The sequence below is a fragment of the Pseudomonas sp. MSSRFD41 genome, assembly GCF_014230245.1.
GTDB lineage: Bacteria > Pseudomonadota > Gammaproteobacteria > Pseudomonadales > Pseudomonadaceae > Aquipseudomonas > Aquipseudomonas piscis.
Genome location: NZ_JACKZK010000032.1, coordinates 26,154 through 48,900 on the forward strand (window position 1 = coordinate 26,154; position 22,747 = coordinate 48,900).

The window sequence follows — 22,747 nt, forward strand, 5'->3', positions numbered from 1 at the left end:
GAAGCAAAGGGTGATTAGCTCAGCCGGGAGAGCATCTGCCTTACAAGCAGAGGGTCGGCGGTTCGATCCCGTCATCACCCACCACTTCCTGAGTGCCTTTCGAAAGAAAGGCGGAAGCTTCCAAGGAAGCCTCCAACCGACGCGCAGCGGTAGTTCAGTCGGTTAGAATACCGGCCTGTCACGCCGGGGGTCGCGGGTTCGAGTCCCGTCCGCTGCGCCATATTTTCCAGATCAGGTTCGCCTGGTTTGAGATTGAAGGCCCTAGGGCCTCAGTCAGATGATTCAAGAGTTTCACCTGGATATAAATCCAAGCGATACGCAGCGGTAGTTCAGTCGGTTAGAATACCGGCCTGTCACGCCGGGGGTCGCGGGTTCGAGTCCCGTCCGCTGCGCCATATATGCTTCAAGGACCACTGAACGCCTTGATGCAGCGAAACAGCAAAGACCCCGGTCGCAAGACCGGGGTTTTTGTTTTTGCATTTGTAGCTTCTGTCGTTATGATTCGCCCACAAAAAAACCGCCTGGCTGGCGGTTTTTTTGTGGGTGATGCAAAGCCTCGTCAGAAGCCGAGTTTGTCCCGCAAGCTGTAATACCAGGCTCCCAGGGCGCTGAATGGCACGCGGAGCGCGTGTCCGCCGGGGAAGGGGTAGTGGGGTAGATTGGCGAAGGCGTCGAAGCGCTCCGCCTGGCCTCTCAAGGCCTCTGCCAGGACTTTGCCGGCCAAGTGGGTGTAGGTCACGCCATGGCCGCTGCAGCCCTGGGAGTAGTAGATGTTGTCTCCCAGGCGGCCAACTTGAGGCAGGCGCGACAGGGTCAGCAGGAAATTGCCGGTCCAGGCATAGTCGATCTTCACGTCCTTGAGCTGTGGGAAGGCCTTGAGCATCTTGGGGCGGATGATCGCTTCGATATTCGCTGGGTCCCGGGCGCCATACACCACGCCACCGCCGAAGATCAGGCGCTTGTCGCCGGAGAGCCGGTAATAATCCAGCAGGTAGTTGCAATCCTCGACGCAATAGTCCTGAGGCAGCAGGCTGGCTGCCAGTTCGTCGCTCAAGGGTTCGGTGGTGATCACCTGAGTGCCGCAAGGCATGGACTTGGCTGCGAGCTCCGGAATCAGGTTGCCCAGGTAGGCATTGCCGGCGACGATGACGAACTTGGCGCGGACCTTGCCCAGGGGGGTGTGCACCACGGGATTGACTCCGCGCTCGACCCGCACTGCCGGGGATTGTTCATGGATGACACCGCCCAGGGATTCGACGGCGGCCGCTTCGCCCAATGCCAGGTTCAGCGGGTGGATGTGGCCGCCGCTCATGTCGAGCAGGCCGCCCTGGTACTGGTCGCTGGCCACGACTTCGCGGATCCGCCGCTCATCCAGCAGTTCCAGCTGAGTGTGGCCGTAACGCTCCCACAGGCGTTTCTGCGACTCCAGGTGGGCCATCTGCTTGCCCGTCAGGGCTGCGAACACGCCACCGTCCTTCAAGTCGCACTGAATCTTGTACTTGGCGATGCGTTCGCGAATGATCTTGCCGCCCTCGAATGCCATTTGTCCCAGCAGTTGTGCCTGCTTGGGGGCGACGCTGCGCTCTATTACATCGATGTCGCGGCTGTAGCTGTTGACGATCTGCCCGCCGTTGCGCCCGGATGCACCGAAACCGACCCTGGCCGCCTCCAGCACGGTGACGCGAAAGCCGTTCTCCAGGAGGAAGAGGGCGCTGGACAGGCCGGTGTAACCCGCACCGATCACACAGACGTCGGTTTCCATCTCGCCCTGCAGTTGGGAGCGTTCCGGGGCGGCGTTGGCGGAAGCGGCGTAATAGGACTGTGGGTATGGAATGTGCGCCATCCTGCGACCTCTTGTGTTTAATATATTTTACGAATGCGGCGATGCTACCTGAGTTGTAAATGGGCTGCCAGAGCAGAAGAAAAACTTATTCGCCCCCCGGAAATTAAAAAATTCGCATATTCATAGGCTTAGCTGAAAAAAAGGTGTTGACACCCCTGCGGAATTCCGTAGAATGCCGCCTCACAGCAGGCACGTAGCTCAGTTGGTTAGAGCACCACCTTGACATGGTGGGGGTCGTTGGTTCGAGTCCAATCGCGCCTACCAAACAAAATCCGCTCTGCTGGGCGGTCTGAAAAAGGGTTCACCGAAAGGTGAACCCTTTTTTCGTTATGGGGCTTTTTCACGGCCTTTGCACAACCCTTCCGTTCTTCCTGATACCCGCTGCATGTGGCGTTCCAGCTCCGCTGAGCTTGCACTGGGCGTTGCCCTGACGGTGCCTCGGGTTCTTGTTCTTCGTTGCCTGGCAGTTTGTGTGCCTGGCGCAATGGCGTGTGTAGCTAGCCGGTCGATTCGGCAATGGCTGGCACACAGGTTATGTTGCGGAAATATCAAAGGTGGCGAACAAACTGCGCAAACAAAAGAGAGTTCTCAGTCACTCGGGCGATCATTTCTGCCTGTGCCTATTTTTCGAATACAGCAAAAAATTTGATAACCCCCTGTTTTTTCTGATGAAACCATAGCGCCGCGGTTTTTCCGGTGACGCATTCTTGGAGGCTTTGCCGTTGGCTAGGCAGCGAGCGCATGGCACTTCAGGGCGGCGGTGGGCGAGGCACCGGCGTTAATTATCATCATCAGATAGCGGGGGGAGCGGGGCAGCCTTGGCCGTCGCTCAAGCCCTGCTCGATCATTGTCTGCCGATCTTGTTGATCGAGTGTTTGCGCAATCTAAGGGCGCAATCCAGCTGGCTGATCCAGTTGATGTCGTTCAGGTCCGCGTGCAGCAGGTTCTCTAGGCGCCTTGGCGGTCGCCGTATGGCCCCCGGCGGGACGTCCGGGGACGCTAGATGAGTGGCTCCGGCAGTAGGCTGGAGCGCCTCTGCCGATTCATTGGGGATGAGTTGCAGCCGTATCCGGGGCGAGCCAACTTGATGTTGAAAGCGTCGAGAGATTGCCTACCGGTGCTGTCGCGCAGAGGTGAGGGGCTGCGGCCGTACTGCGGGCAACCTGCGGTTGCACGATGAGGAACTGGCCTCGCTTCCGGGGCGCGTGGTGCTGTGCGCCCCGGGGCAAGGTGTCAGTCCTGGGCGATGAAGGACGGACCGTTGAAGATGCGTACCGGATTGCCGCGTTCCACTTGGTGGTGGGCGTAGCGGCGATCCTGGCGCAGTTGCTCCTGTTCTTGCTGTTGCCGGGCTTCCAGGCGCTGCTGGATCAACAAGCGCGCCAGGCGCTTGTTGTCATGCTGGCTGCGCTCGGACTGCACTTTCACGCTGATACCGGTAGCCAGGTGCGTGGCACGCACGGCGGAATCCGTGGTGTTCACATGCTGGCCACCGGGGCCCGAGGCACGCATGGCTTCGAAGCGGATCTCGCTGTCCTGGGCGCCCTGGGGCGGACTGAACAGCTGGCCGGCGAAATACCAGTTCTTGCGCTTGTGGCCGGGTCGCGAAGGGCTCTTGCAGCTCCAGAGCAGGGTGCCGGTCCAGCGCCGGGCCAGCTCCTCGGCCTGCTCGCCGTCGAGGCGGGTCAGGACCGACTTGCAGTGGTTACCGCCATATCCGGCAACCTGCTCCACGATATCGATACGCACGCCCAGGAACTGGGCCTCGCGATGCAGCTGGCGCAAGGCCTTGCTCACGGCTATTTCACATTCCAGCGGGCCCTGGGCGGAGGAGAGTTGCAGCAACAACATCAGCAGCACCCCCGGCGCTTGTAGGTCAGTACCGGCTTGAGCCGGGCGATGATCTTCACCAGCCCGGCATCACGCAGGCTGCCCACTACGCTGTCGATGCTCTTGTAGGCTTCGGGGGCCTCCTCGTACATCAAGCCGCGGTCTTCGCAGATCACCCGGCTGCCCAGTTGGGTGCGCTTGAGCTGCTCGAAACTGAAGCGCGCATCCAGGCGGCCCTTGCAGTCGCTGCGCAGCCATTTGCGCCCGGCCCCGTGGGCCAGGGAATAGAGGCTGGCGGTTGCCGGGATGGGTCGCACCAGGTAGCTGTAGTCGCCCCGGGAGCCCGGGATGACCACCGGTCCTGCGTCCGAAGGCGTGGCTCCTTTGCGATGCAGCCAGCCGCTGACTCCGTCGACGTTGGCCGGCGATACCAGGTTGTGGTTGATGTCCAGCACGGCATGCCCCTTGGCCCGCAGGTTGCGAAGCAGCCGCTCGGCGATCAAGCGGCGATTGGCCTGGGCGAAGCGCAAGGCTTCATTGTGTTGTTGCAGATACTGGGCACCGGCGACGCTGTCGACGTCCAGGGGCTGATGCCCATGCTGGTCCACATGACGGCGCAGAATGGCTTCCCCCAGGCCCCGGGAACCGCTGTGCACCAGCAGGAGCAGGGCCTTGGGGTTCAGCTCCAGGGCTTGCAGGGCCTCGGTGTCGTACACCTGGTCGAGCTGTTGCAACTCGGCGAAGTGGTTGCCGCCACCAATGGTGCCCAGGGAATGCTCATGGCCGGTCACCGGCAGGTCCAGTTGCTCACGTTCTTCATCCCACTGCTCATCCAGCGGAAGGTCGATGTTGCCGATCTTCTTTTCCAGCTTGTCGAGGTTCGGGCGAATGCTGGAAATATCGGTTTGCCACAGCGCCATGCCGCAGCCGATGTCGTTGCCCACCAGGGCTGGGTAGATCACCTGGGTGGAGAAAAATGCCGCGCCTACCGGGTAGCCTCGGCCGGGATGCAAGTCAGGCATGCCGACGACCTGGCGCATGCCGGGCAGTTGGGCGGTGGTGTGCAGTTGCTGGAGCGCTTTGTCTTCGATCCAGGTGGTGTCGGAGGCGATCAGAGAGACGCCGTTCGACAAATGACGGATGCAAGTGTCCATGTCCAATTCCTGATTGGAAAAAATATTCAGGTAATGGCAGGACGAAGCGGGATTAAGCGAAGGCGCTAACGAATAGCGGGTGCAGCGTTTAAACCAGGCACGTCCTGCAAGGGGTGATCAGCTGTTCCATGATGAGTCTCCTTGTCAAAAGTGTGGGAAGGGGCGCGCAGGTTAATTGTTTGTCCCATGGCTGGCAATGGGCCATTTTACAAAATGGGCACCTTCGCCAATGGCCACGGTCGTAACAACCATCACCTTGTCGAATGAGGATGGTTATGCAGACCTTCGGTGAGCGCTTGAAAGAACAGCGCAAGGCGCTGGGGCTTTCCCAGCAGGAGTTCGGGGCTATCGGCGGGGTCGAGGCCAATGCCCAGGGGCGCTATGAGAGTGGTGAGCGGGTACCCAAGTCGGATTACCTGATGGCGATCGGACGTCATGGGGTAGACCTGCTCTACGTGTTGACCGGCGAGCCTTCACGCTTGCCCGAGGGCAGCCTGAGCGCCGATGAAAGCAGCATCATCCAGAACTACCGCCATCTCGGCGATGACGACCAGGAGGCCATCGCGCAATTGGCGTCGTCCCTGGCCGAATGCTGAACCTTTGCGCGGTTTTTTCTCGTCCCTGGACGGCTTTTTTCCAGCGTCTGAGCGATACTCTCGCGTTTTCACGGACCAGGAGGCAGCATGCGGGTTTTGACGGCAGTAACGGTGGCGGCTCTGTTGGCCGGCTGCGCGAGCTCCAACATGGATGATGCGCGGGCCAAAGCCCCCGCCAAGACCTTGACCTCGGCCAAGGCCGACCAATTGGTGGCGCAGTGCGTGCAGTTCGCCTGGCAGGATGAAGCGGTATTCGGTGTCGACGCCGCAGCCTATCTGGAGTCGGGCAAGGGCGGTGGCTATACGGTGTATAGCCGGTCCGCCGAGTCCTTCGTGGATATCAAGGCCGAGGCGGCGGCGACCACCGTCCGCTTCTACGCCGCCGAAGACAACTTCGTCTCCAAGCGTCGGCTGGCGGCTTTGGCCACCTGCCTGTAGTTTCCCCTGGCGCAAGCCTTCAGCGCGTTTCCCGCAAACCCGGCCCTGGCCGGGTTTTGTCGTTTCTGGAACTTTGATTTTTCGCTCTTAGTTTCAAGTTCTTCTCTGGAATAAACTGGGAAAAGGCATTTTTGCTCCAGAAAAGCGTGTAATACATTGACTCTTCAAATTGTCAGCGCAAATAAGGAGGCCCAAGGTTTAATGGGCTTTGCGCTGTTTTTTGAAAATTGGTCGAAGTGGTTACTTGTCGAGGGCATGAAAAATTCGGAAAAAGTGCGCTAAGTTAAAGGTGCTCGCCAAGAGCGGGTTTTAATTAATCAATGGAGTGAAAGAAATGAATAAGCCACAAACTCAACTTAAACATGGTCGTGTCGTATCTCCTTCCAGCCGCGGTGCGGTTGCGGTGGACCTGGGGCTCTTGGGCACCTGGCAGGTCAACGAAATGGAAGGCGGGAAGAACTTGCCGGCCTTGGGCGCCGGACCGTTCCCGGCCCCTTACGGCAGCGACGAGCCCAGTGTCGCGCCGCCTGCGGATGGCCATATCCTCAGCGGTGGCAAGACCGATGCGCGTGATTGCGTCAACTTCACCGACGAAGAAATGTCGAAGAAACTCAATCGTCCATTCAGCTGGCCGCTGGTGAACGTGGAGCCAGGGCAAGTATTCCGGGTGCAGTGGGTTTACAGTGCTCCACACGTCACTCGTGGTTATAGCTGGTTCATCACCAAAGATGGCTGGGATCCGAAACAACGGATCAGCCGTGCGCAACTTGAGCCCAAGGCTTTTTACCAGGATTTCTATACTCAAGTTCCGTATCACGCCCATGGCCCGGAATTGAAAGCCAAGACCGAACATGAAGTCGTTTTGCCCAAGAACAAGAAGGGGCACCATGTTGTAGTTCTGGCCTGGATTGTTGCCAATACAGGTAACGCTTTCTATCAGGCCTTCGATCTGGACTTCAAATAAGTTGCAGTAGAAGAAACTCTTTAATAGTTCTGAAGGAATAGAACATGGATAAAATCGACTTTTCCTTGATCAAGAGCCTGGCCGCCGATGCCGCATCGCTGATGCCCAGCCTCGCCGGCAAGAAGATCCTCATGGGCTTCTGGCACAACTGGGCCGCTGGCGCCGCCGATGGTTACCAGCGCGGGCAGTTCGCCAACCTGAGCCTGCTGGATGTACCCAAGGAGTACAACGTGGTGGCGGTAGCCTTCATGAAAGGCAACGGCATTCCCACCTTCAAGCCCTACAACCTGTCTGACGCCGAGTTCCGGCGTCAGGTGGGCATACTCAACAGCCAGGGGCGGGCGGTGTTGATCTCCCTGGGTGGCGCCGATGCGCATATCGAGCTGCACAAGGGCAACGAACAGCCCTTGGCCAACGAGATCATCCGCCTGGTCGAAACCTATGGCTTCGATGGCCTGGACATCGACCTGGAGCAGAGCGCCATCGACTTCGCCGATAACAAGAGCGTGCTGCCAGCGGCATTGAAACTGGTGAAGGATCATTACGCCGGCCAGGGCAAGCACTTCATCATCAGCATGGCGCCGGAGTTCCCGTACCTGACCAGCAGTGGCAAGTACCTGCCGTACTTGCAGGCGCTGGAGGGCTACTACGACTTCATCGCCCCGCAGTACTACAACCAGGGCGGTGACGGCCTCTGGGTGGCGGAGGCCAACGGTGGTCGTGGGGCCTGGCTTGCCCAGAGCAACGACCAGGTGAAGGAGGACTTCCTGTTCTACCTCACCGACAGCCTGGCTACCGGCACCCGTGGCTTCACCCGCATCCCGGCGGACAAGCTGGCGATCGGCCTGCCGAGCAACGTCGATGCCGCGGCTACCGGGTATGTCATCGATCCGGCGGCATTGACCAATGCCTTCAAGCGCCTGCAGAAGGCTGGTCATGCCATCAAGGGGCTGATGACCTGGTCGGTGAACTGGGATGCCGGCATCAACCGGCAGGGAGCGCACTACAACTGGGAGTTCTGCAATCGTTACGCGCCGCTGATCCATGGCGATGGCGGTGAGCCGGAGCGCCCACCGGCACCCGGCAACCTGGCGGTATCGGGCCGTAGCCGCAACAGCATCGGCCTGGAGTGGAGCGTGGTCGGCGGCGAACGTCCGGTGGAGTTCTATACCCTGTATCGCGACGGTCGGTCAGTGGCCAAGACGCCTGCTCCAGGGGTCGAGGACCAGGGCCTGCAACCCGATACCGAGTACAGCTACTTCGTCACTGCCACCGACATCCGGGGGCAGGAGTCGTTGCCCAGCCGCAGCGTGACCGCCAGGACCGCCGGTGGCGAGGTGGACCCGGGCTTCCCGCAGTGGCGCGTCGGCCAGCACTACCGCAAGGACGACGGCGTGAGCCATGAGGGCAATCGTTACCTGTGCCTTCAAGAGCACACCTCCAACCCGGCGTGGACGCCTTCGGTGGCTTTCACCTTGTGGCGCAAGGTATTGCTGGAGCGCCATGCTTGAGCATGGCGGGTCATTGCAGGAGCGGATGGCCAGGCGACCCAGGTGCGGATCTTCCGATCCGTGCCTGGGTCGTTTTTTGCCTTGCGCATTTCCCTGCAGCGGCGGATGCCGCGCCCATGAACCATTCACTGAGCTGCCCGGATGTTTCGATCAATCGGATGGAGGTGAGCGCAAAGCTGATGCAGTGGATGTTGGCGATTGTGCACCCGCTGGCGTTTGCCGGCGGTGCAGGCCCGTGCCGCAGCCTTTGGGCGCCTGGTCCGTGGCGAGTCCAGCTACCGGTCGGTGTTGCTGGTCGACAATGCCTGGAGGCTGATCGCCCTGGTGTTGCTGCTGGTCGCGGCCAGTGGCAGGGCGCGAGGAGTGGGGCTGGCGCAGCTGCAGGCTGGAACTTTGTAATCAATGGTAAGCGCTACTGCATTGGCCTGGGCTTGGGAGTAGTCTCGCGACTCGATCAATGAGCGATGTATGCCGCGATGTCCCCAGGGTTTCAGATGAACAAGCTGGTCCCGGAACTGCTGGTCACGAACCTGGACCGCAGCCTGGAATTTTATTGCACCACCCTGGGCTTCAGGGTCGAGTACCAGCGACCTGAGTCCGGCTTCGCCTTTCTTGATTTCAACGGTGCCCAGCTGATGTTGGAAGAGGACGACCAGGAGTCGTCGCCGTGGCGTGTCGAGCCCTTGGAAGTACCTTTCGGACGCGGGATGAACCTGTCGATCGAGTGCCCGGACATTCGTACCTTGGCGCAGGCCCTGGCACACGCTGGCATCATGTTGCGCCGGGATATCCAGGAGTGCTGGTATCGGCAAGAGGATCGTCTGTGTGGGCAGTCGAACCTGCTGGTGCTCGACCCGGATGGCTACCTGCTGCGTTTCACCCAGGCGCTGGGTTTCAGGCCGGCCTAGTCCGGGTCTGGGGCGACGCCTGCAGAGCGGGGCGTCGCGTATCGGGAGTCAGGGATGGAGTGTGAGTCGGGGAGGAGAGTCGTCAGTGGTGAAGGGGGTTCTGGTGCCTGGGAATCTGTGGTGCTTGCCGCCCTGTCGGGGCATGCAGCGGGGTTGCGGGAAAAAGCTCAAGGCGAACAAGGTATACGCCGCGCCAATCGTAGCGCGCGGGCCGAAAACTGATGCTCATGGGGCTCAAGGGGTTTCGCGTTTGTCCGGTGCGGTGAGGCCCGCCTGGATCCGTTGGTAGATTTCTTCACGGTGGACCGCGACGTCTTTTGGCGCATTGATGCCGATACGGACTTGTTGGCCGCTGACGCCGAGGATGGTGATCGTAATGTCGTCACCGATGTTGATGCTTTCACCGACTTTGCGGGTGAGTATCAGCATGGTCTTCTCCTTGATAGCTTGGTAGGGCACCAGATTGAAACAGTGCAGAGGTCGGTCTTAGGTATAGATTAGTGCGAAGTTCCACTAAGTGGGTGCCTCTTTCTGACGCGCAGAGGATCTATAAATTCCCAAGGCGCAACTATACAGATGCAATAAATATCATTCTTCCTGTTTCGGCTCGATTTTGTGACGAGGTCTCTCGAGCCTTGGGTGGTAAAATCGCCGAGTCAGATTTTCTAGGGGTAGGTTGTGCGCACGATAGCGATGATGTTAGCCGCATTGGCAGTGGTGGGCTTGGCCGGTTGTGGCGAAGGCAAGCGAGTCGAGGTGAGCAAGAATGCCGCGGGAGCGGCGCAGGATCAGCCGGCGGTGATCGCCACTTCTGCACAATGGGATGTGCTGGTGGGCAGCGAGTTGCCCCAGGCGGTGAGCGACCTCACCGGCTGGTTGATCGAGCACGGGATCATGTCCAACGTGGTGACGGTGGACGGCAAGCAGCGAGTGCTGGTCGGGCCTTTTGCATCCCGGGCCGAAGCCGAGGCGAAGAAGGCCGAAGTGGTCGAGAAGCTGGTCAAGGCGAAAAAGCGCGATATCGATGTCACGGTGATCGAGCACCAGAGCGCGCAGTAGGCCAGGATTTCCTTTCTGGAGTATCGCCCGCGTCCTGCGGGCGATTGCAGGTCAACCGCAAACCTTGAGGTTGACCGTCCCGACGAATTCGTTACCGCGTCCCATCACGCACGCCACGCTCTGGTTGCGTTGGCGCTCCCAGTCCTGCACCGGATAGGTCTTGTTCCAGGCTTCGAAAAGTTGCCGGTCCTGCTTTGACAGGCGCAAGCCGTATTGCTTGCTCATGTAGAAGTAGGTGCGGGCGATCATGCCGCGGATCGATGGCCTGGGCATGACCTTCTTGGCCTTGAAGTCCACCTGGGTCAGGCAGGAGCCATATTGACCCGGTTGTTCGGGGAGCCAGCCGAAGCTGAAGTTGCTGCGGTCGCCATTCACTTCGCCGATGCTCGGTACCAGGTTGTGCAGGTCGGCCTCGGCACGTTGATAAGTCGTATCGTTGCGCGAGCAGTTCTTGCGGCCGCCTTGTTGCCAGCACTGGCGTTGGTGGCCGATTTGCCAGGCCGGCACTATGTGTTCCCATTCGATGCGCTCGGCGCGCTTGGCATTCTTGCGGGGTACATAGCCGCAGGCGGCCAGGTTCACCCGATTGCCCTTGTACTTGCAGCCGCAATAGAACTCGGTGGACTGTGGGGCATAGAGTTTCCAGGCAACCTTCTTGGCTTCACTGAAAGTGCGAGGGGCATCGGCCTGGGCGCTGAAGCAAAGGAACAACAGCAGTACAGCGAAGCAACGAACGATCATCAGCTCAATCTTCCTTCGGCACGACCCAGAAAATCTGCACGCCACCATCGTCGCGATAGGCGAGGGTGACGTTGTCGTTTTCGGCGATCTCTTCCAGCAGGCGTTCCCATTCGTCCTGGGGTTCATCGGCGAGGCGGAAGATCAAGGCAGCCTTGGCTTTTTGGGCGGTAGGAGAGTTGATGATCTTTTGGATGCGCACACCCAGGCGTTCATAGGAGCTGAGGGGTGTTTGGGATGAGGCCACGGAACAATCCTTATTAAGCTGTACGTGCATACAGTATTTAACTGTAGGAAATTTCGCAACTGCTTAAAATTCAAGAAGTTCTTCTGACAACGCTTTGCGCGTTTGTCTCATGGCTGCCGGAAATTTTTTAAGGTGGGAGAAGAAGCGGAGTGATCTGAAATCAAGGACCACTCGCCCGGGCGGGCGAGTGGCGGCAAGCCTGCTCGACCGGGGCCGGTCGAGCAGTGGGAATCAGTATTCCCAGAACATGCGTTGCAGTTCCTTGCTGTCCTGGGTCTTGGTCAGGGCGACCATGGCCAGGATGCGGGCTTTCTGCGGGTTCAGGTCATGAGCCACGACCCAGTCGTACTTGTCATCAGGTTGTTCGGCGTTGCGCAGTACGAAACCACCGGCATTGACGTGGGAGGAACGGATGATCTGCACGCCATTCTTGCGCAGCTCCTGCAGGGCCGGTACCACGCGGGAAGATACCGAGCCGTTGCCGGTGCCAGCGTGGATGATGGCCTTGGCGCCGCTTTGAGCCAGGGCCTTGTAGGCGGTGTCGCTGACGTTGCCGTAGCCATAGGCGATTTCTACGTCAGGCAGGCTCTTGATGTTCTTGATGTCGAATTCCGAATCCATGGTGTGGCGCTTGGCTGGCAGGCGGAACCAGTAGGACTTGCCTTCCACCACCATGCCCAGCGGGCCCCATGGGCTCTTGAAGGCTTCGGTCTTGATGTTGATCATCTTGCTGACGTCGCGACCGGACTGGATCTCGTCGTTCATGGTCACCAGTACGCCTTTGCCCCGGGAGCTTTTGTTGCCGGCCACGGATACGGCGTTGTACAGGTTGAGCATGCCGTCCGCCGACATGGCGGTACCAGGACGCATGGAGCCGACTACGACGATTGGCTTATCGGTTTTTTCCACGAGGTTGAGGAAGTAGGCGGTCTCTTCCAGGGTGTCGGTGCCGTGGGTGATGACGATGCCGTCCACGTCCTTGCTGTCGGCCAGCTCGGCTACGCGGCGGCCCAGTTGCAGCAGGTTTTCGTTGGTGATGCTTTCCGAGGCGATCTGCATCACCTGCTCGCCACGGACGTTGGCCACTTGGCTCAACTCGGGAATACCGGCGATCAGTTGCTCGATGCCGACCTTGGCTGCCTGGTAGGTGGCGCTGTTGGCGGCGCTGGCGCCAGCGCCGGCAATGGTGCCGCCGGTGGCGAGGATCACCACGTTGGAGAGTTTCTGTTGGGTTTCAGCTTCCTTGGCCTGCAGGGCTGCGGGTAGGAGCATGAGCAGGGCCAAAGCGCCCGGAACGAAGGTTTTGAAGGCAGATTTCATTGTTTTCTCTCTAGTAGTGAGACAGTGCTGATGCAGGTTCATCTAGAAACACCTCGGCTGCAGATCTGTATGCGGCAGGGCACCGCAGGTTGAGCAGGATTTGTACCAGCGCTACCTTGGCCAGATATTTATTTTAAGTTACTGATTTATATCAATTTTATTTCTATCTTTGACGAGCCTTGACAAGCATCTGTCCGGGTTTCCGAACGTTTGCGGGTGTGATGTTCGGCAAACCGAAAGCGACAGTCGAAAGCCGTGCGCGGGCTTTTCGCTCATGAATTAAAGATTGTTCTGAAGCGGTCGATGAGTCTTTTAGGATTTTTTTTAACTAGGAGTTCACATGTCGCTGTCAGTCGGATTTCCAGGGCCGGGGGCTATTCTGATCAATGGCAAGTCGCCCGCGACCATCAATGCGTTGAGCGACGCCAGTGCCGAGGGTGCTCCGGCAGCGCTGGGCACTGAAGACCCGGGTACTTTGCGCGTCGGCTCGGCCAAGCAGGCGGAAAAGGCCGAGAATGGCGATGCGGGTGGCGAGGGCGACACTCACAGCATCGCGGTCAAGATGTTGCTCAAGCGCATGCAGGAGCTGCAAGAGCAGCTCAAGCAGCAGCAACAGCAGCTGGCCGCTGCCCAGGCCGCCAGCTATCCGACCCCCGAGGCCAAGCAGACCGCCGTCATGGCCATCCAGGGGCAGGTCGCGCAAACCAACGCCGCACTGGCTGAAGTTTCGGGCAACCTGGTGCGCGAACTGGCCAAGGAGTCAGGCTCCTCCGGCAAGCTGGTGAATACCTCCGCTTGATCTTGCCCGCCCAGTGCCGGGCACTGGGCGGCTACCTCTTTTTAGCTATCGGCTGCCCTGTGCGTCGATGGCCTTCCCACGCTGTGAACATCATTGACAAACCCCATTCTGGTTCGCATAGTTCGCCTTACGCAAACGTTTGCGCTGAATTCCGGCAAGGATAATCGACTATCTTTTCCGAACCTCCAGGCCGTTTAGCGATACCCGGCACCTGGTTCCGCATGCCATGCAAGCGTTGCCCACAATAATCATAAGATCGGAGTGAACCCATGAAGCTGCCCTTTGCTGGACGTCTACTCGCTGCTGCGGTCCTGGCTGCTACCTGTGCAGCGCTGCCCCTCTCTTCGGCCTATGCCGATACCCCGCAGAAACCCAAGGTCGCCCTGGTCATGAAGTCCCTGGCCAACGAGTTTTTCCTGACCATGGAAGACGGTGCCAAGGCCTACCAGAAAGAACACCCGTCCGACTTCGACCTGGTGTCCAACGGCATCAAGGATGAAACCGATACCGCCAACCAGATCCGCATCGTCGAGCAGATGATCGTCTCCAAGGTCAATGCGCTGGTGATCGCGCCTGCCGACTCCAAGGCGATGGTGCCGGTGATCAAGAAGGCGGTGGATGCCGGGATCACGGTGATCAACATCGACAACCAACTCGACCCCGGCGTGCTCAAGAGCAAGAACATCAGCGTGCCGTTCGTAGGTCCTGACAACCGCAAGGGCGCTCGCCTGGTGGGCGAATACCTGGCCAAGCAGCTCAAGGCCGGGGACGAAGTGGCGATCATCGAAGGTGTCTCCACCACCACCAACGCCCAACAGCGTACCGCTGGCTTCAAGGACGCCATGGAGGCCGCGCAGATCAAGGTAGTATCCCTGCAGTCCGGTGACTGGGAGATCGACGCGGGCAACCGTGTCGCCGCGGCCATGCTCAGCGAATACCCGAACCTCAAGGCACTGCTGGCCGGTAACGACAGCATGGCCGTGGGCGCGGTATCCGCGGTGCGCGCCGCTGGCAAGGCCGGCAAGGTGCAAGTGGTCGGCTACGACAACATCAATGCCATCAAGCCGATGCTAAAGGATGGCCGGGTCCTGGCCACCGCCGACCAGTTCGCCGCCAAGCAGGCGGTGTTCGGCATCGAGGCCGCGCTGAAGATTCTCAAGGGCGAGAAGGTCGACAGCGGCGCCAATGGCGTGATCGAAACTCCGGTCGAACTGGTCACCAAGTAATCCTCCCGGCGGTACAACGGCGCCCATCCTGCGGATGGGCGCATGGAGAGTCTTTATGCCTGTTTCCGCTGCGAACGCTGTCCTCTCGGTCAGCGCTATCGGCAAGACCTATGCGCAACCGGTACTGACCGGTATCGACCTGACGCTGCTGCGTGGTGAAGTGCTGGCGCTGACTGGCGAGAACGGCGCCGGCAAGAGTACCTTGTCGAAGATCATCGGGGGTCTGGTCAGCCCCACCACCGGCCATATGCGTTTCAATGGCCAGGATTACCGCCCGGGCAGTCGTACCCAGGCCGAGGAGCTGGGCATCCGCATGGTCATGCAGGAGCTCAACCTGCTGCCGACCCTGTCGGTGGCCGAGAACCTGTTCCTCCACAACCTGCCCAGCCAGGGCGGCTGGATCAGCCGCAAGCAGCTGCGCAAGGCGGCGATCGAGGCCATGGCCCAGGTCGGCCTGGACGCCATCGATCCCGACACCCTGGTGGGTGAACTGGGGATCGGCCACCAGCAGATGGTGGAGATCGCCCGCAACCTGATCGGCGACTGCCATGTGCTGATCCTCGACGAGCCGACCGCGATGCTCACCGCTCGCGAGGTGGAAATGCTCTTCGAGCAAATCACCCGGCTGCAGGCCCGCGGGGTATCGATCATCTATATCTCCCATCGCCTGGAAGAGCTGGCCCGGGTGGCCCAGCGCATTGCCGTGCTGCGCGACGGTTGCCTGGTCTGCGTCGAGCCGATGGCCGATTACAACAGCGAGCAGTTGGTGAACCTGATGGTGGGGCGCGAGCTGGGCGAACATATCGACCTGGGCGAGCGCAACATCGGCGCGCCGGCGCTGACCGTCAGCAACCTCAGTCGTGCGGACAGGGTCCGCGATGTGTCCTTCCAGGTGCGCAGCGGCGAGATCTTCGGTATTTCCGGATTGATCGGGGCAGGGCGCACCGAGTTGCTGCGCCTGATCTTCGGCGCCGACATCGCCGACAGCGGCAGCATTGCCCTGGGCGCTCCGGCGCGGACGGTGAGCATCCGCTCCCCGGTGGACGCGGTGGCCAACGGCATTGCCCTGATCACCGAGGATCGCAAGGGCGAGGGCCTGCTACTGACCCAGTCCATCAGCGCGAATATCGCCCTGGGCAACATGCCAGCGATTTCCAGCGGCGGCCTGGTCAATGCCGAGGATGAAGAACAGCTGGCGCGCCGGCAGATCGACGCGATGCGGATTCGCAGTTCCAGTCCGGCGCAGTTGGTGTCCGAACTCTCCGGCGGCAACCAGCAGAAGGTGGTGATCGGTCGGTGGTTGGAGCGCGACTGCTCAGTGCTGCTGTTCGATGAGCCGACCCGTGGTATCGACGTTGGCGCCAAGTTCGACATCTATGGCCTGTTGGGTGAACTGACGCGCCAGGGCAAGGCCTTGGTGGTGGTCTCCAGCGACCTGCGGGAATTGATGCTGATCTGCGATCGCATCGGCGTGCTGTCGGCTGGACGGTTGATCGATACCTTCGAGCGCGACAGTTGGACCCAGGACGAATTGCTTGCCGCCGCGTTCGCCGGCTATCAAAAACGAGATGCGTTGCTCAATGAAGCGGCGCCTAGGAATGCATCATGAAAATTGCACCTGCAAGCGGCAAGCGAGGCGGCCAGTATTACGGTCTCGGCACCTACCTGGGGCTGGCGGGGGCATTGTTGGGGATGATCGTCCTGTTCTCCCTGCTCAGCAGCCACTTCCTGTCCTACGACACCTTCAGCACCCTGGCCAACCAGATCCCGGACCTGATGGTGCTGGCGGTGGGCATGACCTTCGTCCTGATCATCGGCGGCATCGACCTGTCCGTAGGTTCGGTGCTGGCCCTGGCGGCGTCCACTGTCAGCGTGGCGATCCTCGGCTGGGGCTGGAGCGTGGTGCCGGCGGCCCTGCTGGGCATGGCCTGTGCCGCGCTGGCCGGCACCCTCACCGGCTCGATCACTGTGGCCTGGCGCATCCCGTCGTTCATTGTGTCCCTGGGGGTGCTGGAAATGGCCCGGGGCGTGGCCTACCAGATGACCGGTTCGCGCACGGCCTATATCGGCGACGCCTTCGCCTGGCTGTCGAATCCGATTGCCTTTGGCATTTCGCCGTCGTTTATCATTGCCCTGCTGATCATCTTCCTGGCCCAGGCGGTGCTGACCCGCACCGTGTTCGGTCGCTACCTGATCGGCATCGGCACCAACGAAGAGGCAGTGCGCCTGGCGGGAATCAATCCCAAGCCTTACAAGATCCTGGTATTCAGCCTGATGGGGTTGTTGGCGGGCATCGCTGCGCTGTTCCAGATTTCCCGCCTGGAGGCGGCTGACCCGAACGCGGGCTCCGGCCTGGAGCTACAGGTCATCGCTGCGGTGGTGATCGGCGGCACCAGCCTGATGGGCGGGCGCGGCTCGGTGATCAGCACCTTCTTCGGCGTCTTGATCATCTCCGTGCTGGCTGCAGGTCTTGCGCAAATCGGCGCAACCGAACCGACCAAGCGCATCATCACCGGTGCGGTCATCGTGATTGCCGTGGTGCTCGATACCTACCGCAGCCAGCGCTCCAACCGGCGGGTTTGACTCATGGCAACAATCAAGGATGTGGCAGCGCTGGCGGGAATTTCCTACACCACGGTGTCTCATGTACTGAACAAGACACGGCCGGTCAGCGAAGAAGTGCGGCTCAAGGTCGAAGCGGCGATCCAGCGCCTGGACTACGTGCCCAGCGCGGTGGCTCGTTCGCTCAAGGCCAAGACCACCGCCACCATCGGTTTGCTGGTGCCCAACAGTCTCAATCCGTACTTCGCCGAGTTGGCTCGGGGTATCGAGGATTACTGCGAGCGCAATGGCTATTGCGTGATCCTCTGCAACTCCGACGATGATCCGGACAAGCAGCGCAACTATCTGCGAGTACTGCTGGAGAAACGCATCGACGGGCTGATCGTGACCTCCGTCGGTGGCGACAGCGGCCTGGCCCAAGGGCTGGTCGGGGTGCGTACGCCCATGGTGATCGTCGACCGTGGCCTGGAGGGCGTGGATGCCGACCTGGTGCGCATCGATCACCAGTACGGCGCCTACCTGGCGACCCGGCATTTGCTGGAGCTGGGGCATCGCGACATCGCCTGTGTGGGCGGCCCGGCCAATACCAGCGTGACCCAGATGCGCCTGGCGGGCTTTCACCAGGCGTTGCGCGAGGCGGGGGTCGAGGTGCCGGCACGGCGCATCCTGGAGAGCGATTTCAGTAGCACCGGGGGGTACCTGGCGGCGGCGCAGCTGCTGGATGAGAGTCCGCCGAGCGCGATCTTCGCCACCAACGACATGATGGGTATCGGCGTGTTGCGCGCTGCGGCGGAGCGCAATATCCGCGTGCCCGGCGAATTGTCGGTGATCGGTTTCGACGACATCCTGTTGAGCCGCTATGTCTATCCGGCGCTGACCACCGTGGGTCAGTCGATCCTGCAGCTAGGCGAGACCGCGGCTGAGCTGTTGCTGCGCCGTATCGCCACGCGGGACCTGCCGCTGGACCAGCGCATCGTCACGCCGAGTCTCGTCTTGCGGGAATCGACCGCGCCCGTCGCTGGCGCGTTTGTGCAATACCGCTGAACCTTATTGATTGAGTATCGATGTATGCCAGCAAAAGTAGTGGTAGTGGGTAGCCTCAACATGGACCTGGTGACCCGGGCCGAGCGCCTGCCTCGGGGGGGCGAGACGCTGGCGGGCAAGTCCTTCGCCACGGTGTCCGGCGGCAAGGGGGCCAACCAGGCGGTGGCGGCAGCCAGGCTGGGCGCGGAAGTAGCGATGGTGGGCTGCGTGGGTGACGATGCCTATGGCGTGCAGTTGCGTGATGCGTTGCTCGCCGAGGGCATCGATTGTCAGGCCGTGAGCGTGGTCGAGGGTTCCAGTGGCGTGGCCCTGATCGTGGTGGATGACAGCAGCCAGAACGCCATCGTCATCGTTGCCGGTGGCAACGGCCAGCTTGTGCCCGAGAAGGTAGCGGCCGTGGACGCGGTATTGCAGCAGGCCGAGGTGATCATTTGCCAGCTCGAGGTGCCGCTGGCCACGGTGGGCTATAGCCTCCAGCGCGGTCGTGAGCTGGGCAAGACAGTGATTCTCAACCCGGCGCCAGCCAGCGGGCCGTTGCCGGAACACTGGTATGCCTGGATCGACTACCTGATTCCCAACGAAAGCGAGGCCGGCGCACTCAGTGGCGTGGTCGTCGATTCGCTGGAAAGCGCCGAGCAGGCGGCCAGCCGCTTGCTCGCCGCGGGTGCCGGCAAGGTCATCATCACCTTGGGTGCCCAGGGCTCATTGTTCGCCGATGGCAGCCGCTTCGAGCAGTTTCCGGCGCCCAAGGTGCAGGCCATCGATACCACGGCGGCGGGGGACACCTTCGTCGGTGGCTTCGCTGCCGCGTTGGCGGCCGGCAAGAGCGAGGCCGAGGCCATCCGTTTCGGCCAGGTGGCGGCGGCTCTGTCAGTGACTCGTGCCGGCGCCCAGCCTTCCATTCCCACGCAGTCCGACGTCGAGGCGTTCATTCCCGCATGAAAAAGACCCCTTTGCTCAACATCGCCCTGTCACGCCTCATCGCTTCTTTGGGGCATGGCGATATCGTGGTGATCGGTGATGCCGGTTTGCCGGTGCCGCCCGGAGTCGAGTTGATCGACCTGGCGCTGACCCATGGCGTTCCCGACTTTCTCGCTACCCTCAAGGTGCTGCTCAGCGAGATGCAGGTGGAGCGCCATGTGCTGGCCGAGGAAATCCTGCTCAAGCGACCGACGCCGCTACCAGCCCTCGACGCCTTGGCCGCGGCCGGCGAGCTGGGGCAGCGTCAGCTCCTGGGCCATGAAGAGTTCAAGGCGCTCAGTCGCCAGGCCCGTGCCGTGGTCCGCACCGGTGAGTGCCAGCCTTATTGCAACATCGCCCTGATCGCCGGCGTGACTTTCTAGGTCGCCAACCGGTTTTTTCCCACTTTGCACAAGGAGTGCGCTATGCGCCGCTATGCTCAGCTGTTCCACCACTGGTTCCGGAGTCTACTGCTCTTGTCTTTGCTCACTGCTACCGGCGCCCAGGCGGCGGAAAAGATCGACCTGATCATCGATACCGACCCGGGGGCCGACGATGTGGTGGCCCTGTTATTCGCCCTGGCGTCGCCCGAGGAGCTGCATGTCCGCGCCTTGACCACCGTGGCCGGCAACGTGCGCCTGGACAAGACCTCGCGCAATGCGCGCCTGGCGCGTGAGTGGGCCGGGCGCGAGGAGGTTCCGGTGTACGCTGGTGCCCCTACGCCTTTGCTGCGCACGCCCATCTATGCCGAGAACATCCATGGCAAGGAAGGTATTTCCGGGGTCACGGTGCATGAGCCCAAGGCTCCCCTGGCCAAGGGCAGTGCGATCAATTACCTGATCGACACGTTGCGGGCGGCCAAGCCCCACAGCATCACCATCGCCATGCTCGGCCCTCAGACCAACCTGGCGCTGGCGCTGATCCAGGCTCCCGACATCACCCAGGGCATCAAGGAGGTGGTGGTCATGGGGGGGGCGCACTTCAACGGCGGCAATATCACTCCGGTGGCGGAGTTCAACCTGTACGCCGATCCCCAGGCCGCCGAAGTGGTGCTCAAGAGTGGCGTCAAGCTGACCTACCTGCCGCTGGATGTCACCCACAAGATCTTGACCAGCGATGCGCGCCTGCAGAAGATCGCGGCATTGAACAACAATGCCAGCAAGGTGGTGGGCGATATCCTCAATGAGTACGTCAAGGGCGATATGGAACACTACGGTATTCCAGGTGGCCCGGTGCACGATGCGACCGTGATCGCCTACCTGCTCAAGCCAGAGCTGTTCACCGGGCGTCAGGCCAACATGGTCGTCGACAGCCGCGAAGGTCCTACCTTCGGCCAGACCATCGTGGACTGGTATGACGGCCTGAAGCAGCCTAAGAACGTGTTCTGGGTCGAGAACGGCAATGCCCAGGGCTTCTTCGACCTGCTCACCGAGCGCCTGGCTCGCCTGAAGTAAGCATCGCCCCCGCAGGCACCTGCCTGCGGGGCTCTAGTCCCGACGGCTTGCCGGGTATTTCTCGAATACCGCTCCATGAACGCCAAGGCCGACCCCACCCTCAGATCCCTGACCAGCAGGTCGACGCCGATGATCGCCAGTTCTTCCGGGCTTGCAGGGCTATAGGTGAATTGGCCCTGGGGCCATCTGGCCTTGATGTCGGCGTCGATGTCGGCGATGGGCATGCAGTCTCGCTGGTTCTAGGGAAGAGGGCAGGTAAGCTTGCGGAGTTAAGCCTGTCGTCCTGGTTGGCGCACCGCGGCTTAGGCATCAGGCGAGGGCTGTGCGACACTGCGGCTTTTCCGTGCTCAAGGACGCCCCTGTGCAAATCGACCTGACCCAGCCTGATGCCCTGACTCCGCAAGCGGTACGCCAATTGCTGGCTTCGGCCAGCGACAAGGTCCACACCCAGTTGCGCGTGAGCAAGGCCGGTATCGCTTATATTTCCTCGGGAGTGGTGGGCGGAGCCCAGATCGATGGCGTGCTGTTTCGCCTGGAGACCTGGGCTGCTGGCTCCGGTTACGTAGGGGAGGTGGCCGCTAGCGATGAGGCCTGGGTGATGCAGGTCCTCAATGCGCTCAAGCAGAACTGGCCGAAGCCGGCATTCGACTACATCGATATCTACTGAGCGTCATTCATATCCAGTGACGATTGTCCGCTGAAACCGGCAGGTTGGCTGAGGCAGACTTGTCCGCCGCGTGCGATGGGGCAAAATGCCATTTCGTTTTGCAACCAAACGCAAAATTGACTGTCGCACGATCTCTGTACATTTTTAAAAGGAGGCTTCATGCCTTGGAAGTTCGCTTCATTCGCAACCTTGTTGGCCGTGGCAGTCCTGAGTGGTTGCAGTACCGATGGGTCGACCAAGGAACCCGTGGCTGCAGCCGAGGCTGGGCATACTCGTTGTGAAGCAACCGCCGCCGAATTCGCCATCGGCAAGAAGGCCTCCGCGGAGCTGCTCGAGCAAGCCCGTACCCGCGCTGGCGCGCAGTATGCGCGCTTCCTCAAGCCCAGCGACATGATCACGTTGGAATATCGCTCTGATCGCCTGAACCTCAATACCGACGCCGACCTGGTGATCACCCGGGTCAATTGTGGCTAAAGACTGCAGGTTTTACTTGCCCACAAAAAACCCCGTCACATGGACGGGGTTTTTAGTTCGCTGAGAAATTACTCAGGGCGAACTTGTGCAGCTTGCATACCCTTTTGGCCTTTCTCAGCCACGAAGGAAACGGTTTGGCCTTCTTTCAGGCTTTTGAAACCGTCGCATTCAATAGCTTTGAAGTGTACGAACAGGTCGTCACCGCCACCTTGAGGAGTGATGAAACCGAAGCCTTTTTCATCGTTGAACCATTTTACGGTGCCGGTTTGGCGATTAGACATGGTGTATCTCCAAGAAACATATATTTTCAGTAGTGCTGTGTTGCTCAGGCCAACTGGGCACACCGAGCTATCATAGTCGAAATGTTCGGCTTGGGAGCCCCCTGTGGAGGCTGTTTGCCTGATGCGCTGGTGAGTTTTCCTGCTTGGGCTGGCTACAGGCCCCGGTTTAAGGGGCTCCTGCAGAAAAACATACGGTGATAAAAAAACCGTAAAAGCTGTATTCCAGTGTCGGAAGGCCGCGCTCAGCCTGCTTGGCTAACATCGGCGCGGCTCGTTCCTGGCAGTGTCGGGTTATTTCGTCACCCGGCATGCGGCGATGGCGTCGAGTGCCCGGGTGCGTAGGTCGGCACTGGGTTGTTTGGTCTTGCTCATCAGTTCCTTGATTTCCTCGGTCGTGAATTTTTCATTCAGTTTTTCTGCACCGCAGGCGCAATGCTGCTCGGCGCTTTTGGCATCGATGCTCTGGCTGGCCGCTGCAGTGCAGTCCTTCATGTAGTCGGCACGGGTGCCGGCTGGCCAGGCGGCCTGGGCGCTCAGGGGCAGCAGCAGGGCGAACGGAGCGGCTAGGGCAAGCAGGTTGTTGAGGCGCATGGGGCGATTTCTCCTGAAGTCGGTAGCAAAGACGACGATTCTCGGGGTGTTTGAGGGCTGGCGTACATGCCAAGTTCACTT

At 60.6% G+C, this 22,747-nt stretch carries 26 protein-coding genes, 4 tRNA genes and 1 pseudogene; 21 read left to right on the forward strand and 10 right to left on the reverse strand.

Going from position 1 to position 22,747, the window contains the following annotated elements; all coding sequences use genetic code 11:
* The first annotated feature begins 8 nt into the window (after positions 1-8).
* The 3 genes from H7A76_RS29085 to H7A76_RS29095 all read left to right on the forward strand — a co-directional run bounded on the left by H7A76_RS29085 (position 9) and on the right by H7A76_RS29095 (position 395).
* Positions 9-84: transfer RNA gene (locus tag H7A76_RS29085), tRNA-Val, on the forward strand.
* Positions 85-143: 59 nt separating this feature from the next.
* Positions 144-220, forward strand: a tRNA-Asp gene (locus tag H7A76_RS29090).
* A 98-nt stretch (positions 221-318) separates the two neighbouring features.
* Positions 319-395: transfer RNA gene (locus H7A76_RS29095), tRNA-Asp, on the forward strand.
* Positions 396-559: 164 nt separating this feature from the next.
* Here H7A76_RS29095 and H7A76_RS29100 read toward each other — a convergent pair.
* Positions 560-1,843 (reverse strand): FAD-binding oxidoreductase, encoded by a 1,284-nt coding sequence (locus tag H7A76_RS29100; RefSeq protein ID WP_185701702.1) that lies wholly within the window; start codon positions 1,841-1,843, stop codon positions 560-562.
* 187 nt (positions 1,844-2,030) lie between these two features.
* Here H7A76_RS29100 and H7A76_RS29105 point away from each other — a divergent pair.
* Positions 2,031-2,107, forward strand: a tRNA-Val gene (locus H7A76_RS29105).
* Positions 2,108-3,076: 969 nt separating this feature from the next.
* Here H7A76_RS29105 and prfH read toward each other — a convergent pair.
* Both prfH and H7A76_RS29115 read right to left on the reverse strand, forming a co-directional pair.
* Complete coding sequence (gene prfH / locus H7A76_RS29110) at positions 3,077-3,694, reverse strand: peptide chain release factor H (protein WP_185701703.1); 618 nt, start codon at positions 3,692-3,694, stop codon at positions 3,077-3,079.
* Complete coding sequence (locus H7A76_RS29115; protein ID WP_185701704.1) at positions 3,694-4,827, reverse strand: RNA ligase RtcB family protein; 1,134 nt, start codon at positions 4,825-4,827, stop codon at positions 3,694-3,696. The genes prfH and H7A76_RS29115 overlap by 1 nt, the downstream gene beginning before the upstream one ends.
* Positions 4,828-5,102: 275 nt before the next feature.
* On the opposite strand from H7A76_RS29115, the gene H7A76_RS29120 reads away from it, so the two are divergent.
* From H7A76_RS29120 to H7A76_RS29145, 6 genes are all read left to right on the forward strand, one after another.
* A complete protein-coding gene (locus H7A76_RS29120; protein WP_053138141.1) occupies positions 5,103-5,423 on the forward strand; it encodes a helix-turn-helix domain-containing protein in 321 nt (106 codons plus the stop codon).
* A gap of 87 nt (positions 5,424-5,510) precedes the next feature.
* Complete coding sequence (locus tag H7A76_RS29125; RefSeq protein WP_185701705.1) at positions 5,511-5,861, forward strand: hypothetical protein; 351 nt, start codon at positions 5,511-5,513, stop codon at positions 5,859-5,861.
* Positions 5,862-6,195: 334 nt separating this feature from the next.
* Positions 6,196-6,825 carry a lytic polysaccharide monooxygenase auxiliary activity family 9 protein gene (locus H7A76_RS29130; RefSeq protein ID WP_031321399.1) on the forward strand — a complete coding sequence of 210 codons (630 nt, stop codon included), beginning with the start codon at positions 6,196-6,198 and terminating at the stop codon, positions 6,823-6,825.
* A gap of 44 nt (positions 6,826-6,869) precedes the next feature.
* Positions 6,870-8,336 (forward strand): carbohydrate-binding protein, encoded by a 1,467-nt coding sequence (locus H7A76_RS29135; protein ID WP_185701706.1) that lies wholly within the window; start codon positions 6,870-6,872, stop codon positions 8,334-8,336.
* Positions 8,337-8,534: 198 nt separating this feature from the next.
* Positions 8,535-8,735: a hypothetical protein gene (locus tag H7A76_RS29140; RefSeq protein WP_185701707.1), complete on the forward strand. Its 201-nt coding sequence runs from the start codon at positions 8,535-8,537 to the stop codon at positions 8,733-8,735.
* Positions 8,736-8,830: 95 nt separating this feature from the next.
* Positions 8,831-9,244, forward strand: a complete 414-nt coding sequence (locus H7A76_RS29145; RefSeq protein ID WP_260498107.1) for a bleomycin resistance protein — start codon at positions 8,831-8,833, stop codon at positions 9,242-9,244.
* A gap of 234 nt (positions 9,245-9,478) precedes the next feature.
* Here H7A76_RS29145 and csrA read toward each other — a convergent pair whose 3' ends face one another.
* Complete coding sequence (csrA, locus tag H7A76_RS29150; RefSeq protein WP_007920550.1) at positions 9,479-9,673, reverse strand: carbon storage regulator CsrA; 195 nt, start codon at positions 9,671-9,673, stop codon at positions 9,479-9,481.
* Positions 9,674-9,940: 267 nt separating this feature from the next.
* Between csrA and H7A76_RS29155 the strand changes: the two genes are divergently transcribed.
* Entirely contained in the window at positions 9,941-10,303 is a 363-nt protein-coding gene (locus H7A76_RS29155; protein WP_409299483.1) for an SPOR domain-containing protein, read from the forward strand.
* Positions 10,304-10,354: 51 nt separating this feature from the next.
* On the opposite strand, the gene H7A76_RS29160 is transcribed toward H7A76_RS29155, so the two are convergent.
* From H7A76_RS29160 to H7A76_RS29170, 3 genes are all read right to left on the reverse strand, one after another.
* Positions 10,355-11,044: an endonuclease gene (locus H7A76_RS29160; protein WP_185701710.1), complete on the reverse strand. Its 690-nt coding sequence runs from the start codon at positions 11,042-11,044 to the stop codon at positions 10,355-10,357.
* Between the two features lie 4 nt (positions 11,045-11,048).
* Complete coding sequence (locus H7A76_RS29165) at positions 11,049-11,318, reverse strand: DUF1654 domain-containing protein (protein WP_053138153.1); 270 nt, start codon at positions 11,316-11,318, stop codon at positions 11,049-11,051.
* 201 nt (positions 11,319-11,519) lie between these two features.
* Positions 11,520-12,608 carry an asparaginase gene (locus H7A76_RS29170; RefSeq protein ID WP_185701711.1) on the reverse strand — a complete coding sequence of 363 codons (1,089 nt, stop codon included), beginning with the start codon at positions 12,606-12,608 and terminating at the stop codon, positions 11,520-11,522.
* A gap of 340 nt (positions 12,609-12,948) precedes the next feature.
* Here H7A76_RS29170 and H7A76_RS29175 point away from each other — a divergent pair, with 340 nt between their 5' ends.
* The 8 genes from H7A76_RS29175 to H7A76_RS29210 all read left to right on the forward strand — a co-directional run bounded on the left by H7A76_RS29175 (position 12,949) and on the right by H7A76_RS29210 (position 20,653).
* Entirely contained in the window at positions 12,949-13,407 is a 459-nt protein-coding gene (locus H7A76_RS29175; protein ID WP_185701712.1) for a hypothetical protein, read from the forward strand.
* Positions 13,408-13,676: 269 nt separating this feature from the next.
* Positions 13,677-14,633 carry a sugar ABC transporter substrate-binding protein gene (locus H7A76_RS29180; RefSeq protein ID WP_185701713.1) on the forward strand — a complete coding sequence of 319 codons (957 nt, stop codon included), beginning with the start codon at positions 13,677-13,679 and terminating at the stop codon, positions 14,631-14,633.
* Between the two features lie 55 nt (positions 14,634-14,688).
* Positions 14,689-16,242, forward strand: coding sequence for a sugar ABC transporter ATP-binding protein (locus H7A76_RS29185; RefSeq protein WP_185701714.1), 1,554 nt, complete (start codon positions 14,689-14,691; stop codon positions 16,240-16,242).
* Positions 16,239-17,216 carry an ABC transporter permease gene (locus H7A76_RS29190; protein ID WP_185701715.1) on the forward strand — a complete coding sequence of 326 codons (978 nt, stop codon included), beginning with the start codon at positions 16,239-16,241 and terminating at the stop codon, positions 17,214-17,216. Before H7A76_RS29185 ends, H7A76_RS29190 begins: the two co-directional genes overlap by 4 nt.
* Before the next feature lie 3 nt (positions 17,217-17,219).
* Positions 17,220-18,239: a LacI family DNA-binding transcriptional regulator gene (locus H7A76_RS29195; RefSeq protein WP_185701716.1), complete on the forward strand. Its 1,020-nt coding sequence runs from the start codon at positions 17,220-17,222 to the stop codon at positions 18,237-18,239.
* Positions 18,240-18,263: 24 nt separating this feature from the next.
* Complete coding sequence (gene rbsK / locus H7A76_RS29200) at positions 18,264-19,181, forward strand: ribokinase (RefSeq protein ID WP_185701717.1); 918 nt, start codon at positions 18,264-18,266, stop codon at positions 19,179-19,181.
* The gene (rbsD, locus tag H7A76_RS29205) at positions 19,178-19,582 is read left to right on the forward strand and encodes a D-ribose pyranase (protein ID WP_185701718.1); all 405 of its coding nucleotides are present in this window, start codon (positions 19,178-19,180) and stop codon (positions 19,580-19,582) included. Before rbsK ends, rbsD begins: the two co-directional genes overlap by 4 nt.
* A 42-nt stretch (positions 19,583-19,624) precedes the next feature.
* Entirely contained in the window at positions 19,625-20,653 is a 1,029-nt protein-coding gene (locus H7A76_RS29210; protein WP_185701719.1) for a nucleoside hydrolase, read from the forward strand.
* Positions 20,654-20,686: 33 nt separating this feature from the next.
* On the opposite strand, the pseudogene H7A76_RS32905 reads toward H7A76_RS29210, so the two are convergent.
* Positions 20,687-20,877 (reverse strand): annotated as a pseudogene (locus H7A76_RS32905) (hypothetical protein).
* Between the two features lie 137 nt (positions 20,878-21,014).
* On the opposite strand from H7A76_RS32905, the gene H7A76_RS29215 reads away from it, so the two are divergent.
* Positions 21,015-21,320, forward strand: a complete 306-nt coding sequence (locus H7A76_RS29215) for a hypothetical protein (RefSeq protein ID WP_185701720.1) — start codon at positions 21,015-21,017, stop codon at positions 21,318-21,320.
* Positions 21,321-21,479: 159 nt separating this feature from the next.
* Positions 21,480-21,794, forward strand: a complete 315-nt coding sequence (locus H7A76_RS29220; protein ID WP_185701721.1) for an I78 family peptidase inhibitor — start codon at positions 21,480-21,482, stop codon at positions 21,792-21,794.
* Between the two features lie 68 nt (positions 21,795-21,862).
* Here the strand turns inward: H7A76_RS29220 and H7A76_RS29225 are convergent, their stop codons facing one another.
* The gene (locus H7A76_RS29225) at positions 21,863-22,075 is read right to left on the reverse strand and encodes a cold-shock protein (protein WP_185701722.1); all 213 of its coding nucleotides are present in this window, start codon (positions 22,073-22,075) and stop codon (positions 21,863-21,865) included.
* A gap of 291 nt (positions 22,076-22,366) precedes the next feature.
* On the reverse strand, positions 22,367-22,666 hold the full coding sequence (locus H7A76_RS29230; RefSeq protein ID WP_185701723.1) for a hypothetical protein: 300 nt from the start codon (positions 22,664-22,666) through the stop codon (positions 22,367-22,369).
* Between the last annotated feature and the right edge of the window lie 81 nt (positions 22,667-22,747).

Bases quoted from the DNA above. Each gene is read 5' to 3' on its own strand.
- H7A76_RS29100 (WP_185701702.1), bottom strand. From the start codon at position 1,843: ATGGCGCACATTCCATACCCACAGTCCTATTACGCCGCTTCCGCCAAC.
- prfH (WP_185701703.1), bottom strand. From the start codon at position 3,694: ATGTTGTTGCTGCAACTCTCCTCCGCCCAGGGCCCGCTGGAATGTGAA.
- H7A76_RS29115 (WP_185701704.1), bottom strand. From the start codon at position 4,827: ATGGACACTTGCATCCGTCATTTGTCGAACGGCGTCTCTCTGATCGCC.
- H7A76_RS29120 (WP_053138141.1), top strand. From the start codon at position 5,103: ATGCAGACCTTCGGTGAGCGCTTGAAAGAACAGCGCAAGGCGCTGGGG.
- H7A76_RS29125 (WP_185701705.1), top strand. From the start codon at position 5,511: ATGCGGGTTTTGACGGCAGTAACGGTGGCGGCTCTGTTGGCCGGCTGC.
- H7A76_RS29130 (WP_031321399.1), top strand. From the start codon at position 6,196: ATGAATAAGCCACAAACTCAACTTAAACATGGTCGTGTCGTATCTCCT.
- H7A76_RS29135 (WP_185701706.1), top strand. From the start codon at position 6,870: ATGGATAAAATCGACTTTTCCTTGATCAAGAGCCTGGCCGCCGATGCC.
- H7A76_RS29145 (WP_260498107.1), top strand. From the start codon at position 8,831: ATGAACAAGCTGGTCCCGGAACTGCTGGTCACGAACCTGGACCGCAGC.
- csrA (WP_007920550.1), bottom strand. From the start codon at position 9,673: ATGCTGATACTCACCCGCAAAGTCGGTGAAAGCATCAACATCGGTGAC.
- H7A76_RS29155 (WP_409299483.1), top strand. From the start codon at position 9,941: ATGTTAGCCGCATTGGCAGTGGTGGGCTTGGCCGGTTGTGGCGAAGGC.
- H7A76_RS29160 (WP_185701710.1), bottom strand. From the start codon at position 11,044: ATGATCGTTCGTTGCTTCGCTGTACTGCTGTTGTTCCTTTGCTTCAGC.
- H7A76_RS29165 (WP_053138153.1), bottom strand. From the start codon at position 11,318: ATGCACGTACAGCTTAATAAGGATTGTTCCGTGGCCTCATCCCAAACA.
- H7A76_RS29170 (WP_185701711.1), bottom strand. From the start codon at position 12,608: ATGAAATCTGCCTTCAAAACCTTCGTTCCGGGCGCTTTGGCCCTGCTC.
- H7A76_RS29175 (WP_185701712.1), top strand. From the start codon at position 12,949: ATGTCGCTGTCAGTCGGATTTCCAGGGCCGGGGGCTATTCTGATCAAT.
- H7A76_RS29180 (WP_185701713.1), top strand. From the start codon at position 13,677: ATGAAGCTGCCCTTTGCTGGACGTCTACTCGCTGCTGCGGTCCTGGCT.
- H7A76_RS29185 (WP_185701714.1), top strand. From the start codon at position 14,689: ATGCCTGTTTCCGCTGCGAACGCTGTCCTCTCGGTCAGCGCTATCGGC.
- H7A76_RS29190 (WP_185701715.1), top strand. From the start codon at position 16,239: ATGAAAATTGCACCTGCAAGCGGCAAGCGAGGCGGCCAGTATTACGGT.
- H7A76_RS29195 (WP_185701716.1), top strand. From the start codon at position 17,220: ATGGCAACAATCAAGGATGTGGCAGCGCTGGCGGGAATTTCCTACACC.
- rbsK (WP_185701717.1), top strand. From the start codon at position 18,264: ATGCCAGCAAAAGTAGTGGTAGTGGGTAGCCTCAACATGGACCTGGTG.
- rbsD (WP_185701718.1), top strand. From the start codon at position 19,178: ATGAAAAAGACCCCTTTGCTCAACATCGCCCTGTCACGCCTCATCGCT.
- H7A76_RS29210 (WP_185701719.1), top strand. From the start codon at position 19,625: ATGCGCCGCTATGCTCAGCTGTTCCACCACTGGTTCCGGAGTCTACTG.
- H7A76_RS29220 (WP_185701721.1), top strand. From the start codon at position 21,480: ATGCCTTGGAAGTTCGCTTCATTCGCAACCTTGTTGGCCGTGGCAGTC.
- H7A76_RS29225 (WP_185701722.1), bottom strand. From the start codon at position 22,075: ATGTCTAATCGCCAAACCGGCACCGTAAAATGGTTCAACGATGAAAAA.
- H7A76_RS29230 (WP_185701723.1), bottom strand. From the start codon at position 22,666: ATGCGCCTCAACAACCTGCTTGCCCTAGCCGCTCCGTTCGCCCTGCTG.